Genomic DNA, 15,820 nt, shown 5'->3' on the forward strand with positions numbered 1-15,820 from the left:
GTGAGCTACGAAACGATTTTGCTGGAAACCCACGGCCGTGTCGGCCTGATCACCCTGAACCGCCCGCAAGCGCTGAACGCGTTGAACGCGCAGATCGTCAGCGAGCTGAACCATGCCCTCGATGGCCTGGAAGCCGATTCGAACATCGGCTGCATCGTGCTGACCGGTTCGAAGAAAGCCTTTGCCGCCGGCGCCGACATCAAGGAAATGGCTGAGCTGACCTATCCGCAGATCTACATCGACGACCTGTTCAGCGACAGCGACCGCGTGGCCAACCGCCGCAAGCCGATCATCGCGGCGGTCAACGGCTTTGCTTTGGGCGGCGGCTGCGAACTGGCGCTGATGTGCGACTTTATCCTGGCCGGCGACAACGCCAAATTCGGCCAGCCGGAAATCAACCTTGGTGTGCTGCCGGGCATGGGCGGCACCCAGCGCCTGAGTCGCGCCGTGGGCAAGGCCAAGGCCATGGAAATGTGCCTCAGCGGTCGCTTGATCGACGCGGTGGAAGCGGAGCGTTGCGGGATTGTGGCGCGGATTGTGCCGAGCGATGAGCTGTTGGATGAAGCACTGAAAGTCGCGACACTGATCGCCAGCAAGTCATTGCCGATTGCGATGATGGTCAAGGAAAGCGTCAACCGCGCCTTTGAAGTCAGCCTGTCCGAAGGCGTGCGCTTTGAGCGTCGTGTGTTCCATGCGGCGTTTGCGACGCAGGATCAGAAGGAAGGAATGGCGGCGTTTATTGCCAAGCGTGAGGCGCAGTTCGTCGGCAAGTAATGTGGCGTCTTCGTTGACGCCATCGCTGGCAAGCCAGCTCCCACAGGGTTCTCGTTCGTCCACAAATGTTGTGAACCGGCCGGAACCTGTAGGAGCTGGCTTGCCAGCGATGCTTTTAAGGCCTCACACCAGGTAGTTCTTCAGTTCGCGGGCGATCACCATCCGTTGGATCTCGCTCGACCCTTCATAGATCTGGGTGATCCGCGCATCCCGGTAGTACTTCTCCACCGGGTAATCCTCCAGATAGCCATATCCGCCATGAATCTGAATCGCCGAGGAGCAGACTTTCTCGGCCATTTCCGACGCAAACAACTTGGCTTGCGAAGCCTCCGACAGGCAGGGCTTGCCCGCCGTGCGCAGGCGTGCGGCATGCAGGATCATCAACCGTGCGGCGTTCAACTGCATGTGCATGTCGGCCAGGAGATTGGCGATGCTCTGGTGCTCGATGATCGGTTTGTCGAACTGCACGCGATCACGGGAATAGGCCAGTGCCGCTTCGAAAGCGGCGCGGGCGATGCCCAGCGCTTGCGCGGCGATGCCGATGCGGCCGCCTTCGAGGTTGGACAGGGCGATGGCCAGGCCTTTGCCGCGTTCACCCAGCAGGTTGGCCTCGGCAATGGTGCAGTTGTTCAAAGTGACCGCGCAGGTATCAGACGCGCGAATGCCCATCTTGTGTTCGGTGCGATCGACGATAAAACCGGCGGTGTCGGTTGGTACCAGGAACGCCGAAATTCCGCGCTTGCCCAGGTCCGGATCGGTCACCGCGAACACGATCGCCAGTTTCGCCCGTTTGCCGTTGCTGACGAATTGCTTGGCGCCGTTGATGACCCACTGGCCGTCGCGCAGTTCGGCGCGGGTGCGCAGGTTGTGCGCTTCGGAACCGGCCTGGGGTTCGGTCAGGCAAAAGCAGCCGATGGTCTGGCCGCTGGCAAGATCCGCCAGCCAGGTTTGCTTCTGTTCTTCACTGCCGTAGTTGAGCACCGGCCCGCAGCCCACTGAGTTGTGGATGCTCATGAACGCGCCGGTTGCGCCATCGCCCGCGGAAATTTCTTCTACCGCCAGCGCATAGGCCACGTAGTCGACATAGGTGCCGCCCCATTCTTCGGGGACCACCATGCCAAGCAGGCCCAGTTCACCCATCTTCGCCACCAGAGCGTCGTCGATCCAGCCGGCCTTTTCCCAGGCCTGGGCGTGAGGCGCGATTTCGCCGCGGGCAAAGTCCCGGGCCATGTCGCGGATCATGACTTGTTCTTCGGTCAATTCGAGATCGTGCATGGCTCAGCTCCCGCTCTCATCGAAACCGTTGAAGAAACTCGCCACGTGCTCGGCGTCCAGCGCCTGCAGGGTGGGCGGGTTCCAGCGCGGGTTCTTGTCTTTGTCGATCAGCAAGGCGCGCACGCCTTCGATCAGGTCGCCGCGCTCGAACCACTGGCGGTCCAGGTGCAGCTCCAGGGCAAAACATTGTTCAAGGCTCAGGTGGCGTCCGCGACGGAGCATTTCCAGGGTCACGCCCATGGCCAGCGGTGAACGGGTCTGCAGCAGGTCGGCGGTGGCTGTCGCCCATTCGTGGCTGTCGGCGACCGTCACTTCACGCATTTGCTCAACCATACTCGGCACGTCGGGCAGGGCGAAGAAGTGGTCGATGGCCGGGCGCAAAGTTGCCAATGGCGCATCCGGCAATTGCTGTACGGCGAGTTTCGCCAGCAGGCTTTGCAGGTCTTTGAGCGGCGTGTCGTGCCACTCCAGTTGATCGAGTTTTTCGTCCAGCGCGGTCAGTTGGCTGCTGTCGAGGTACCAGTCAGCCAATCCGCAATACAGCGCATCCGCGGCACGGATCTGCACGCCGCTGACCCCCAGGTAAATCCCCAGTTCGCCGGGAATACGCGGCAGGAAGTAGCTGCCGCCGACGTCCGGGAAATAGCCGATGCCGACTTCCGGCATCGCCAGGCGACTTTTTTCGGTGACCACCCGCAGATCGGCGCCTTGCACCAGTCCCATGCCGCCACCGAGGACGAAACCGTCCATCAGCGCCAGCACCGGCTTGCGGTAATGGTGAATCGCGAGATCGAGGGCGTATTCCTCGACGAAGAAATCTTCGTGCAGGGTGTCGCCGCTTTTGAAGCTGTCGTACAGCGAGCGGATGTCGCCACCGGCACAGAAAGCCTTTTCACCGGCACCGCGCAAAACCACCGCGTGCACCTGCGCATCCTGCGCCCAGGCATCGAGCTGGCGGTGCAGGTTGCGCACCATGTCCAGGGTAATGGCGTTGAGGCCGGCGGGGCGGTTGAGGGTCAGATGCCCGATGTGGTTGCGTACCTCGGCCAGCACTTCATTTTGCGTGGCCTCCATGGACTGCGTGCCCTTCGATGAAACCTGAGCAGTCATCACTAACTCCCTGCTTTTATTGTTCTTTATTAGAGAAGCTCGCGCGCGAGCGATGCAGGATCGTAACAGTGCAAATTTGTGATGTACAACCGGGATATGTGCAGCTGCTCACTGCATTTTTGCATGACGATCACCCGCCCCCGTGGCGAGGGCGCAAGCTCCCTCGCCACATTGGTCAGTGTTGTCAGGCGCTGCGGCTCAATACTTGTGCGATGCTGCGCCGCTTGGCATGCAGTTCACTGGCATGGATCAATTGTTCGAGGTCTTCAGGCGTGACATCGAAGAAGGCTTCCATTTCGGCCAGGGCCAGTTTCAGGTCCTGGGCAGTGATGGCCTGGGACTCAACAGGAGGATGATCGGCAGGCACCACAGCCACCGGGTCAGCGGCGCGCTTGGGGTAACGGATGCGCGTCAGGTTGTTATAGGCCAGGGCGCTTAGCAGCATGATCGATGCACCGAGCATTACCGGGCCGAGGGCCTTCCAGTCCATGGCAATGGTGGCCGGGTCGGCCAGCACCAGGGTCAGCGCCAACGCGCCGGCCGGGGGATGCAGGCAACGTAGCCAGCACATCAACACCAGCGCCATGCCCGCCGCGAGACAGGCACTGCCCAGTGTCCGCCCCAGCACGTGGGCTACAAGCAGCGACACCACGCCCGCGCTCAGGTAACCGCCCACAATCGACCACGGCTGCGCCAGTGCACCGGACGACACGGCAAACAGCAACACCGCCGACGCCCCCAGCGGCCCGATCAGGTGATGCGCCACTTCGATGCCAAATACCTGGCCACACAGCCAGACACTGAGCAGGGTGCCCAAAGCCATGCCGATGGCGGCGCGGCTCCATTCGGAGGGGCGGGTGTTGATGGCGGCGGGCAACCAGCGAGCAAGCATGATGGTGAATGTTCCAAAAAAATTTCAGGAAAAAAAAAGGCTTATCTGGGATATCCAGAAAGCCTTTGAAGTTGTTCCAACTATTGGGGGAGGAACGACGACAGTGTGCCGATCATTGCTGATGCTGACAAATTCATATTAATGAAGCTTCAGTTCATTAATTCTGAAGTAAAGCCACGCGTCTTCCACTCATGAAGCACAAGAATCCACCCATCGCGGTGAGCGCGCTCAAGGCGTAGAACATGGTGGGCGCCGGGGTATGCATCAATAGAAAGCCGCAAATCACCGGGCTCAGGGCTCCACCGAGGGCCGCCAGGTTTTGTGCGCCGTAATAACTGCCGCGCAGTTCTTCCGGGGCCAGGGTGTCGACGAAGAGGAATTCGGCCGGGTAAATGATCATCTCACCGAGGGTGAAGATGAACATTGCCACGCACCAACTGATCAGGTGGTCAGCCAGGCTGAAGCCGATCAGGCCGAGAATGAACAGGCTGGTACCACCGGCGATCCAGAAGCGCAGCTTTTCCCGATTGAGGAACCGACCGATCTGGTACTGCAACAGGATCACGCTGATGGCATTGCAGGCGAGCAGCGCGGCCATGATGTCGAGGGCGTCTTTGGAATCGTGGGTCACCAGCAGGTATTGCGACAGGTACAGCGTGAATCGGCCATGCACCACGGTACTCAGCAGGCAGCCGCAGGTGAACATGATCAAGGTGCGGTCGTTTTTCAGGGTGACCAGGGTCTTGAGAAAACTCTGCGGTTGGCCAATCGCCGGTGTCTGTGCCGAGTCCTTCGGGATGCCGATCATCAGGAAAATGCTGAAAAACGCGATGCCGCCGGCAATCAGGAAAGGTGCAATCGGATACACGCCGGCAATCACCACACCCAGCATGGGGCCGGTGGCGTAGCCGATGTTGGTCAGCGTGTAGCGCAGGGAAAAAGCCTTGGCGCGTTGGCCCATGGGCAGGTTTTCGCTGAGGATGGCTTTGGAACCGATGAGAAACAGCGCAGACGCGGTCTCAGTGATCACCAGTGTTGCGGTGGTCAGATAGAGGTTTTCAGCAAAGGTCAGCAGCACGAAACCGATGGCACTGGAGAGCATCGCCAAAATCAGCAACCGGCGTTTTTCCAGGCGGTCGATGATGTAGCCGCCGTACAGGGCGAGCAGGGTGGCGATGAACACCGCGATGCCCAGCAGCAGACCAACGTCCTGTTGGTTCAAGCCCAATTTGTTGCTCAGGAACAGCGTGAGCAACGGGCTGGTGATGGCGCGGCTGACGACGATGGTCAGTGAAACGATCATCAACCGACGAATAACGAGCGAGTAAGTGGCCACGGTGGGTGCAAATGTCCTTATTCAGTCTTGTTGGTGTACGTCGGGAGACCGCGTCGCGACCAATCGCTGGCAGGCTCGCCCGCACAAAAGCGCCGCAATGCCTGTGGGGCTTGCCCGCGATGAGGCTCGACCGGTCGATGTAAGGCTCAACCCAGCCACCGATCCAGCGTACGCACCGATTCCATCTCTTCAATTCGCCACAACTGCCCCAGCAACTGTTCAGCCTGGCGCCGCGGCATCACCCGCAGCGCCAGACTGAAAAATTTGTACTCCAGCGCTGCTTCGCTCAGCGGATTCCCCGGCGCACCCAACGGCACTTCAACGCACAGACTCGCTTGCCGACCGTCCACGGTCCGCAGCGTCACCACGGGCTCGCCATCCTCGGACAGTTGCGGATCGACTTCAAGACGGATGCGCGACATCCAGTGAGCAATGCGTGGATCGCAGCGTTGTTCATCGTCAAAGGCTTGCAACCGACAATGACCGTGTACCAGCCGTGCCGCCAGCGCGTAGGGCAAACTCATCTGCGCGGCGGCCTGGGTGCTGACATCGTGGCTGCCACACATACCTTGCAGAAATCCGCACAGTGAAACCTGTACGTCTTCGACCTGATCGACCGGCACATCGAGTTGCTCCAGCAACAACCCCAAGGCATCAATCGCCGAATGGGTGCCGCGACACGAGGCATAGGGTTTGATCGAGCAGCGGGCGAGTTTCCACACGACGCCAAGCTCGGCATCCAGCGCGTCGGGTGTGGCAGTGGCCGGCGCAAGGGTTTTCAGAAAACCACCCCAGACGTCGTCGAATATCTGTGTCGGCCCACTGATGCCCTGTTGGGCAAATCGTGCCGCCAGCAATCCGCCTTCGGCTGCGCGCCCGCTGTGCAGTTTTTTGCTGTGCGAACCGTCGTGAATGAAGGCCCACAAACCGCCGCTGAAACTGGCGGCGATACCCAATGCCGACACCGTTTGCCCGGCGCTCAAACCGAGAATTCGCGCACTGGCTGCCGCCGCGCCAAACACGCCGCAGGTCGCCGTGGAATGCCAGCCTGCGCCGTTGTGGGCCGAATAACCGCCGCAAGCTTCGAGCACCCTGCGGCCGATTTCGTATCCGAGTATCACGGCGGTGATCAATTCACGGCCGCTCACCGGTTGATCCGTCATCGACAGCGCGGCCATGACCGCCGGCAACACCACAGCCCCGGAATGGTCGCAACCTCCGGTGTCGTCCAGTTCCAGGGCATGGGCGGCGACGCCGTTGAGCATGGCTGCCTGCGCGGCACCCACCCGCAGGCGTGTGCCCCAGACCAAAGCGTTGCCCGTTTCGCCTGCAAACACTTGTTGCGCTGTTCGCGCCACGTCACTGTCGGCTCCGGCGAGACTGGCGCCAAAGGTATCGAGGATGTGCCGCGTGGTTTGTTTGACCAACGCAGGAGGCAGGTCTTCGAACCGGGTATCGACACAAAACCGTGCCAGGTGCTGAAGGCGTTCGCTCATAGGACGTAATCCCGATAGTGTCGCTCATACACTGAGGCCGGATGGTCGTCGGTCACGGGCGCGGCTGATTCGGCCCACCATTGTGCGACTTCGGCACCGGTGGTGATCCATACGTCGTCGTGCTGCAACATGCCTTCGAGCAATTCGCGCAACACGCCAATGCGCCCCGGCGTGGCGATGATTTCCGGGTGCAGGCGCAGCACGTAGCACAGGCCGAAGCGGTGGAAGCCGGCGAAGTCCATTTGCAGGTTGCCCAGGGTGTGGCTGTAAGAGGCGATCCGCGATTGCGCCGGAGGCACGGCGGGGCTCAGGTTGAAGGCGAAATAGGGTTCGTCTTCCAGTTCATAGTGCAGCGGTAGCTCGATCACTTGCGGGGCGGTCGGGTGCGCGAACGGCAAATCGTCGCCGCGCCATGACGACGACCAGCGAATCCTCTGATCACTGAGTGCCTCGATGAAGCCCGGCGCACCATTGCCGGCGGGGATTCGAAAACCGCTTGGACGTTCACCCGTCAGAGTCGTCAGCGCTTCGCAGCCCCTGGTGATTTCAGCGCTTTGGGCAGCAAGATCAAGCGTGTCGTAGTCCTGATGGCGATACCCGGCGCAGGCGATTTCATGACCGCCCGCCCTGATCGCGTGGATGTGCCCGGGGTTTTCCTCAGCGACGATGCCGGGCACGAACCAGGTGCTCGGGACGCCAAGTTCCTTGAACAGGCCGAGCAAACGCTCGACCCCGCGCTGGGTGCCGTAACGCCAGACCGACAGGGTCTTGTCGCGACCGGCGACTTCCGGGGCCTGGGTGAGGATGCCGTGGATGTCGTTGTAATCGACCGTCAGCACCACTGCACAGCGATAGCCCTTGGGCCAGGAATAGGAGTCAGCCATGGTGATGCTCCTTCAGCCACCACTGGGCGACATCGCGGCAGGTGGCGAACCACACATCGTCGCGCTGGCGCATGTGTTCGAAGAGTTTTTCCAGCAACAGGATGCGTCCTGGTTTACCAGTGATCTTGGGGTGGAACAGAGTGGTCAGGCACAAGCCTTCGTTCATCGCGCCGTCGTACTCGCGGCACCAGTTGTCGAGGGTCAACGCGTAGCTGGCCGTGCGGTCGAGGCCTGAGGGAAAGTTCGGTGCGCGGGTGTAGGCGAGCGAGGCGTAGTCGTCCATTTCCCAGCGACCGGGGATTTCCACCAACGGCGTGGCGTGGCCGGGGACATTCACCAGGTACGGGCGATCATCGCCGCGCATGCTGCTGGAGTAGGTCACGCCGGCCTCTACCAACATGGCCGGTGTTTCTGCGCGCCAGTCTCCGGAAGGCGTGCGAAAACCTTCGGCGCGGATGTGCAGGTGCTTCCAGAACACTTCGCGGGACAACGTCATCACGTCCTTTTGCTGTTCCAGCGTCAGGGCGTAGAAGGATTCGTGTTTGTAACCGTGATACGCCACCTCGTGCCCGCGTTCGACAATTGCCTGGCACTGCTTTGGCCAGTTCTCCACGACCCAGGCCGGGACGAAGAAAGTCGTGGGGATGTTGAATTCATCCAGTAGATCGAGAATCCGTGGAAGTGCCCGATACGGACCGTAACCGCCAAAACCGAAGTACTCCGGTTTGTGCCAGATCGAACCGTTGAGCATGGCATCACCGGTCGGGCCATCGAGGTCGAAGGCAAGGGCCAGGCAAGCCTTGTGCCGGTCGGGCCAGGTGGGTTGAGGGGAGACGGACATCTGTGGTGCTCCAGTTATCTTCAAGTAAACACCCGATTCCTGTGGGAGCGAGCCTGCTCGCGATGAGGCCGGGCCAGTCAACATCCTGGTTGCCTGACACACCGCAATCGCGAGCAGGCTCGCTCCCACATTGGATTCGGGGCGCCTGCGCGATTACTTCCCGGCGTTGATGGTCGCGGTCTTGATCGCACCCAGTTCCAGGTCCCACTTTTTCAGGATCGCCTGGTAGCTACCGTCGTCGATCATGCTTTGCAGCGCGACCTTCACCGCTTCGCTCAGCTCAGGCTTTTTCTTGCTCACGCCCATCCCGGTGAACTGCTCGGAAATCGGCAGGCCGACGGTTTTGTACATGTCCTTTTCCTGCGTCTTGAGGTAGGACAGGGTTTCGCTGCCCTGCATGGCCGCGTCGATACGGCTCTGGCGCAGTTGCGCGCGGGCGTCGGCGGAGCCTTCGGTGCCGATGACGTTGATCGCCGGCTTGCCAGCGGCTTCGCAGTTGGCCTTGCTCCACTCGGCGATTTCCGACGGGAAGGTGGTGCGGCGACTGGTGCCGACTTTCTTGCCGCACAGGTCGACGATTTCGTTGGTGTCCTTGTTTTTCTGCAAGGTGTAGAACTGTGGACCGCTGGTGAAGTAATCGACAAAGGTCACGCTGGCCTGACGCTCGGCGGTGTCAGTCATGCCCGACAGCACCATGTCCACGCGGTCGGTGGTCAGGGCGTTGATCATTTGTTCGAAGCCGGTTTCCTGCCATTTGATCTTCACCCCCAGACGCTCGGCCAGGGCGTTGCCCAGGTCATAGTCGAGGCCGGTAAGGGTGTTGGTGGCCGGGTCCTTGAAATCCATCGGCGGGTAATTCGGCATGATCGCAACAACGATCTCGCCCTTGTCCTTGATGCTGGCCGGCAACTGGGCAGCGAAGCTGAAACCGGATGCCATAACGCCTGCGAGTACTGCCGGGATAACGAAATTCTTCATGGTCGTTCTCTTATGAGTGTTGTGAGCGTCAAGGGACGCTTAGGTTCGAACGGCAGAAATGAAGCTTTGGGTGCGCGGGTTTTGCGGACTTATTAGTATTTCTTCGGGGCTTCCAGCCTCCACGATCTGCCCGCCGTCCATGAACACCATGCGGTTGGAAACCTCGCGAGCGAAGCCCAGTTCATGGGTGACGACGATCATGGTCATGCCGGTTTGCGCGAGATCGCGCATCACCGACAGCACCTCACCGACCAGTTCCGGGTCGAGTGCCGAAGTGGGTTCATCGAACAACATCAGCTTGGGACGCATGGCCAATGCACGCGCAATGGCCACGCGTTGTTGCTGTCCACCCGAAAGTTCGATCGGGTAGCTGTTGAGTTTGTCGGCCAGGCCGACGCGGGCGAGCAATTCCAGGGCTTCTTCGTGCGCTTCCTTGGGAGAACGCTTGAGCACCTGGCACGGCCCTTCGATGATGTTTTGCAGCACAGTCATGTGCGGGAACAGGTTGAAGCGCTGGAACACCATGCCGGTGGACAGGCGCTGGCGGGCGATCTGCGTTTCGTTGAGCTCGTGCAGTTTGTTGCCGACGATGCGGTAACCCACCAGTTCGCCGTCGACCCAGAGGCCGCCCTTGTCGATCTTTTCCAGCTGGTTGACGCAGCGCAGCAAGGTGCTCTTGCCGGAGCCGGACGGGCCGATGATGCACAGCACTTCGCCTTGCTCGACTTCGATGTTGATGTCTTTGAGCGCGTGGTACTGGTCGTAGTATTTGTTCAGGCTCACGGCTTTGACGATGCTTCTCATGTGGGGCTCCTCAAGAACGCTTGCCGGCGCCGCGAGCGAAACGACGCTCCAGACGGCTCTGACCAAAGGACAGGACGGTGACGGTGGCCAGGTACCAGATACCGGCCACGATCAAAAGCTCCATCACGCGGGCGTTGGCGTAGTAGATGTTCTGCGCGTTGTAGAGCAGCTCCGAGTACTGGATGACGCTCGCCAGCGAGGTCATTTTCACCATGCCGATGAACTCGTTGCCCACTGGCGGAATGATGATGCGCATGGCCTGTGGCAGGATGATCCGGCGCAGCGCTTGCAGGCGGGGCATGCCAATCGATTTGGCCGCTTCGTACTGGCCGGTGTCCACCGACAGCAGGCCGGCGCGCACCACTTCGGCGGTGTAGGCACCCTGGTTGATGCTCAAGCCGAGCAGGGCGGCCACGAACGGCGTCATCAGGCTCACGGTGTCGATTTCGAACAAGCCCGGAATGCCGATGGTGGGAAAAATCAGCGCCAGGTTGAACCACAACAGCAGTTGCAGGATCAGCGGCGTGCCGCGAAACAGCCAGGTGTAGGTCACGGCCACGTAGCGCAGGATCGGGTTGGCCGACATGCGCATGATCGCGGTGATCACCCCGAACACGATGCCCAGGGCCATGGCCAGCACGGCCATGACGACGGTGTTGAGCAACCCCCACATGATCGCCTGGGACGTGAGGAACTGGCCGATGTACGACCATTCGATCTTGCCTTCGGCGAAGGCGCGCACCAGGCCGATAATGGCGATGACGATCACCGTGGCGAAGAAAATCCGCCCGTAATAGCGCCGTGGCACATGGTCGTACTGGGTGATATCAAACTGGTTTTCCGCCAGTTTGCGCTCCGCCTGGAGTCGTTCTGCCTGTGTCTGGCTCATGGTGGTTCTCCGTACTGTTCTTTCAAATCCAACACGGTCCCTGTAGGCGCCGGCTTACCAGCGATTGCGGTGGGTCATCCCGCTTCAATATCGGCTGGTTGTACGCCATCGCCGGCAAGCCGGCTCCTGCAGGGGTATGTGTCGTGGCCGTTAGAGGCGGAAGCCCTGATAGTCCTCGGTCCATTGCTGCTGGGCGGCGAGGGCGGTTTTCAGGCGGCCGATCTGCTCGCGCACCTGTTGCGGCGCGGTACCGCCCCAACCACTGCGAGCAGCGATGGCGGCTTCCAGCGTCAGGCTGTCACGCACTTCCGGGGTCAGCCGTGGGTCGATTTCGGCCAGCAGCGCCGGCGAGGCTTCCCACAGTTCAATGTCGTGTTTCTCACAGGCCTGAACCAGCGCCCCGGTGATCTCGTGGGCTTCCTTGAACGGCACGCCGCGTACCGCCAGCCAGTCGGCCACTTCGGTGGCGAGGGTGAAGCCCAGTGGCGCCTGACGCCGTAGCTCTTCAACGTTGACCTTCATGGTCGCGACCATCCCGGCCATCGCCGGCAACACCAGCAACAGGGTGTCGACGCTGTCGAGTACGCCGTTCTTGTCTTCGCTCAAGTCGCGGTTGTAGGACAGCGGCAAGGACTTCAGCGTCGACAGCAGACCGGTCAGGTTGCCGATCAGGCGACCGGCCTTGCCACGGGCCAGTTCGGCGATGTCCGGGTTTTTCTTCTGCGGCATGATCGAACTGCCGGTGGCGTAGGCATCGTCCAGCGCGACCCATCGGAATTGCCGTGACGACCACAGGCAGAACTCTTCGGCCAGGCGCGAGATATTGATACCGAGCATGCTGGCGATGAACAGGAATTCAGCGACGTGATCCCGGCTGGCCACGGCGTCGATGGAGTTTTCGCAAACCCCGCTGTAACCCATTTCTTTCGCCGATTGCTGCGGCAGGCGAGCGATGGCCGAACCGGCCATGGCGGCAGCGCCGAGAGGCGACAGCGAGGTGCGCGCGTCCCAATCCACCAAGCGTTGTACGTCACGCAGCATCGATTGCGAGTGGGCCAGCAAGTGATGCGCGAAGACGATCGGCTGCGCCTGCTGCAGGTGGGTGAAACCTGGGCAGATGCTCTCGATGTGTTGCTCGGCCTGATCCACCAGCGCCTGTTGCAAGGCCAGTACTTCAACGGCGAGGGTGCGCACGTGATCGCGCAAAAACAGACGCAGGTCGTTGGCGGTCTGGTCGTTGCGCGAGCGGCCGGCCCGCAGCTTGCCGCCAAGCGCGCCGAGGCGTTCGGTCAGCAGGCGTTCGATGAAGGTGTGGACGTCTTCGTCGTCCAGGGTCGGCGCAATGCTGCCGGCGCGGAAGTCAGCGCCTATACGCTCCAGGGCATCAAGCATGGTCTGGGTTTCTTGTTCGCTCAGCAACCCGGCGCGCTGCAGTTCCCGGGCATGGGCCTTGGAACCGGCGAGGTCATACGGGGTGAGGCGGAAATAGCGCTCGGGGCAACGGGAGAGGGCGGCCAGGGCTTCGGACGGACCGCTTTTGAAACGAGCACCCCAGAGACGGTCTGTAGCTTGAGACATTGTTGTTTTCCTCGTCGGTAACGCGAACTGAAATCGGTGTGCCAGACCTGATCCATCTGCCGAAAATCTTCCGGGCGGAATCAGGCCTAATCAAAATTCAAGGGCAGGGGATAAACGCAGTTGCTTCGATGCGAGAGCTGATCGAACTGTCAGCTTTTAATGTTTCGAGATCAGTGAGTTGGTACTGATGTTCGGTATTTTTTGGCGGTTGCCAAGCCTGGTTTTCTGTGTTCATTATTATTAGGCCAGCTATGTTTTTGTTGTTGGGCACAGAGTGTTGAATACGGCGACAGAGGTAAATAAGCATTATGGAAACCCCACTTTCCAATTCCGGAAACCCGGCGCCGAAGACGCTGCAACGGGCACCTTTGGCCCTGAGTGGGCTGGACTTCAAATTGCTCAAGGTGTTCAAGGCAGTGGTCGAAGCTGGCGGTTTCAGTGCTGCGCAAAACGAGCTGAATGTGGGGCTGGCAGCGATCAGCAAACAGATTTCCGACCTCGAGATCCGTATCGGAATGCGCTTGTGCACGCGAGGGCGAGAGGGCTTTCACCTGACCGAAGAGGGACGTCTGGTGTATCAGGCGTCCATTGACTTGTTTGCGTCGGTCGATAACTTTCGTGATCGGCTTAGTTCTGCACAGAACGAACTGATCGGAGATCTTGGTGTGGGGGTTATTGATAATACAATCGGCGATGATAATTCGCCGTTAGTTGCTGCGCTTAGACGGATAAACGAACAGTCACCCAAGGTGCGATTTCAACTTCAGGCGACACAGCTTGATGAAGTTGAACGAGGTGTCGTAGAGGGGCGTTTGGTGGCGGGTATTGTCCCTGTTTATCAAAAACGCGAAGAGTTTGATTATTACCCGTTATATCAGGAGCGCTCGGAAGTTTATTGTGCGGTCGGTCACCCCTTGTTCGACAGGGCGGATGCGGAAATTGACGACAACGTGCTCAAGGATTACGAGTGCGTCAACCACAGGTACGCGATCCATCGAGACAAACTGAATTTTGCCCACTACGATAGTTTTTCTGCGTCAGCCACCCAGGTGGAAGCTGTGGCGCTGTTGATCAAGACCGGCCGTTTCGTGGGCTTCCTGCCCCGGCATTACGCTGCGCCGATGGTCGCTAATGGAGAGTTTCGTGCGATTCGTCCGCAGATGATCCACATCGTCACACCGTTCAATCTGATCCTGCGCCACAACACCGTCCGCAGTCCGCTGGTGAAGGCATTTGCACAGGCGCTGGGCGTTGATTTGAAAGCTGCGGTTTGATGGCTGACGAGGTTCCTGTGGGAGAGGGCTTGCCCGCGAAGGCGTCATCCGCTTCATCCTGGATGTTGGCAGTTCAATCGCTATCGCGGGCAAGCTGGCTCCCACAGGATTTGCATTTGATGCATGGGTGTTAGTGGCCGTTGAATAAAATTACACATAAAGCAAACAGTAACTTGCAAAATCGTTTCAGTTGTCGCTAACAGTGTCCTCAAGCCACCGACACTGCTGGCCAGCGTTGCAATGGAATTGGCAACTTTCGCGACTCGCCCCGGCCCATCGGGAAGTACATGAAACCATTGCGGGCCAACCGTTCGGCGTCATACAGATTGCGGCCGTCGAAGATCACCGGTGCATTGAGTCGTTGGCGAATCAGATCAAAGTCTGGCGCCTTGAACTGTTGCCATTCGGTGCAGATGATCAACGCGTCCGCGCCGTTCAATACCGATTCCGGCGTCCCCATCAGCATCAACTGGCTTTCGTCGGGATACAGCTGCTGGGTTTGCTGCATCGCTTCCGGGTCGAAGGCCCGTACGTTGGCGCCTGCCGCCCATAGCGATTCGAGCAATACACGGCTTGGAGCATCGCGCATGTCGTCGGTGTTGGGTTTGAACGCAAGCCCCCATACGGCAAACGTCCTGCCGCGCAAATCACCTTTGTAGTAAGCCTTGATGCGCTCGAACAGCTTGTGTTTCTGCCGCTGATTGATTGCTTCTACCGCTTGCAGCAGATCGCTGGAGCAGTGGGCTTGCTCCGCGCTGTGGATCAGCGCGCGCATATCCTTGGGAAAACACGAGCCGCCATAACCGCAGCCCGGGTAGATGAAGTGGTAGCCGATGCGCGAATCGGCACCGATGCCCAGGCGCACGGATTCGATGTCCGCACCCAGGTGTTCGGCGAGTTCGGCGATCTGGTTGATGAAGCTGATCTTGGTCGCCAGCATGCAGTTGGCGGCGTACTTGGTCAGCTCGGCGCTGCGCAGGTCCATGAACATGATGCGGTCATGATTGCGATTGAACGGTGAGTACAGGTCACGCATCACCTCGCGCACCTCATCGCGTTCGCAACCGATGATGATGCGGTCCGGGCGCCGGCAATCCGCCACGGCGGAGCCTTCCTTGAGAAACTCGGGGTTGGAGACGATATCGAACTGCAGCAAGCGCCCGACCTTGATCAGGCATTTGTCGATGTGCGCGCGCAAACTGTCGCCGGTGCCCACCGGCACCGTGGATTTCTCCACAAGAATCACCGGTTGCTCGCGATGACGCGCCACGGCGTCGCCCACCGACATGACGTAGCGCAAATCTGCCGAACCGTCCTCCCGGGACGGCGTGCCCACGGCGATGAACAGCACCTGGCCATGTTGCACGGCGAGTTTTTCATCGGTGGTGAACTGCAAGCGTCTGGCGTCGATGCTTTCGCGCACCAGGCTGGCCAGCCCGGGCTCGAAAATGCTCACGTGCCCTTGTTGCAGCAACTCGACTTTTTTCTGGTCAATGTCCATGCACACTACGTCATGGCCGACTTCAGCCAGAACGGCTGCTTGTACCAGGCCTACGTAACCGCTACCAAATACACTGATTTTCATGGCTTGCTCCTGCCGCGATCGACTCGCAAACAGCATTGCATCGCCATGTTTCAATTCATCTATTGCCTGGCCGTTGGCCCTTGTCGGCGTAATTTGACTTTATC

The 15,820-nt window shown here is 60.0% G+C and carries 14 protein-coding genes; 2 read left to right on the top strand and 12 right to left on the bottom strand.

What is annotated here, in order from left to right; genetic code table 11:
• On the top strand, window positions 1–774 hold the full coding sequence (locus M5G20_RS05885) for an enoyl-CoA hydratase (protein WP_273918329.1): 774 nt from the start codon (window positions 1–3) through the stop codon (window positions 772–774).
• 123 nt (window positions 775–897) lie between these two features.
• Here the strand turns inward: M5G20_RS05885 and M5G20_RS05890 are convergent, their stop codons facing one another.
• The 11 genes from M5G20_RS05890 to argH all read right to left on the bottom strand — a co-directional run bounded on the left by M5G20_RS05890 (window position 898) and on the right by argH (window position 12,857).
• On the bottom strand, window positions 898–2,049 hold the full coding sequence (locus M5G20_RS05890) for an acyl-CoA dehydrogenase family protein (protein WP_273918330.1): 1,152 nt from the start codon (window positions 2,047–2,049) through the stop codon (window positions 898–900).
• A 3-nt stretch (window positions 2,050–2,052) separates the two neighbouring features.
• The gene (locus M5G20_RS05895) at window positions 2,053–3,159 is read right to left on the bottom strand and encodes an enoyl-CoA hydratase/isomerase family protein (RefSeq protein WP_273918331.1); all 1,107 of its coding nucleotides are present in this window, start codon (window positions 3,157–3,159) and stop codon (window positions 2,053–2,055) included.
• 184 nt (window positions 3,160–3,343) lie between these two features.
• A complete protein-coding gene (locus M5G20_RS05900; protein ID WP_273918332.1) occupies window positions 3,344–4,051 on the bottom strand; it encodes an HPP family protein in 708 nt (235 codons plus the stop codon).
• 157 nt (window positions 4,052–4,208) lie between these two features.
• Window positions 4,209–5,387, bottom strand: coding sequence for an MFS transporter (locus M5G20_RS05905; RefSeq protein WP_273918333.1), 1,179 nt, complete (start codon window positions 5,385–5,387; stop codon window positions 4,209–4,211).
• 146 nt (window positions 5,388–5,533) lie between these two features.
• Window positions 5,534–6,883, bottom strand: a complete 1,350-nt coding sequence (locus M5G20_RS05910; RefSeq protein WP_273918334.1) for an MmgE/PrpD family protein — start codon at window positions 6,881–6,883, stop codon at window positions 5,534–5,536.
• Entirely contained in the window at window positions 6,880–7,767 is an 888-nt protein-coding gene (locus tag M5G20_RS05915; protein ID WP_273918335.1) for a polysaccharide deacetylase family protein, read from the bottom strand. The genes M5G20_RS05910 and M5G20_RS05915 overlap by 4 nt, the downstream gene beginning before the upstream one ends.
• Complete coding sequence (locus M5G20_RS05920) at window positions 7,760–8,608, bottom strand: polysaccharide deacetylase family protein (RefSeq protein WP_273918336.1); 849 nt, start codon at window positions 8,606–8,608, stop codon at window positions 7,760–7,762. The genes M5G20_RS05915 and M5G20_RS05920 overlap by 8 nt, the downstream gene beginning before the upstream one ends.
• Before the next feature lie 153 nt (window positions 8,609–8,761).
• The gene (locus tag M5G20_RS05925) at window positions 8,762–9,586 is read right to left on the bottom strand and encodes an ABC transporter substrate-binding protein (protein WP_273918337.1); all 825 of its coding nucleotides are present in this window, start codon (window positions 9,584–9,586) and stop codon (window positions 8,762–8,764) included.
• 39 nt (window positions 9,587–9,625) lie between these two features.
• Window positions 9,626–10,390: an amino acid ABC transporter ATP-binding protein gene (locus M5G20_RS05930; RefSeq protein ID WP_273918338.1), complete on the bottom strand. Its 765-nt coding sequence runs from the start codon at window positions 10,388–10,390 to the stop codon at window positions 9,626–9,628.
• A 10-nt stretch (window positions 10,391–10,400) separates the two neighbouring features.
• A complete protein-coding gene (locus M5G20_RS05935; RefSeq protein ID WP_273918339.1) occupies window positions 10,401–11,279 on the bottom strand; it encodes an amino acid ABC transporter permease in 879 nt (292 codons plus the stop codon).
• A 150-nt stretch (window positions 11,280–11,429) separates the two neighbouring features.
• A complete protein-coding gene (argH, locus tag M5G20_RS05940; protein WP_273918340.1) occupies window positions 11,430–12,857 on the bottom strand; it encodes an argininosuccinate lyase in 1,428 nt (475 codons plus the stop codon).
• A 308-nt stretch (window positions 12,858–13,165) separates the two neighbouring features.
• On the opposite strand from argH, the gene M5G20_RS05945 reads away from it, so the two are divergent.
• Window positions 13,166–14,131, top strand: a complete 966-nt coding sequence (locus tag M5G20_RS05945; RefSeq protein ID WP_273918341.1) for a LysR family transcriptional regulator — start codon at window positions 13,166–13,168, stop codon at window positions 14,129–14,131.
• A 208-nt stretch (window positions 14,132–14,339) separates the two neighbouring features.
• On the opposite strand, the gene M5G20_RS05950 is transcribed toward M5G20_RS05945, so the two are convergent.
• Window positions 14,340–15,716, bottom strand: a complete 1,377-nt coding sequence (locus tag M5G20_RS05950) for a UDP-glucose dehydrogenase family protein (RefSeq protein WP_273918342.1) — start codon at window positions 15,714–15,716, stop codon at window positions 14,340–14,342.
• Window positions 15,717–15,820: the final 104 nt, after the last annotated feature.

This window comes from Pseudomonas sp. TNT2022 ID1044 (assembly GCF_028656895.1).
In the GTDB taxonomy this organism is placed as follows: Bacteria; Pseudomonadota; Gammaproteobacteria; order Pseudomonadales; family Pseudomonadaceae; genus Aquipseudomonas; species Aquipseudomonas reinekei.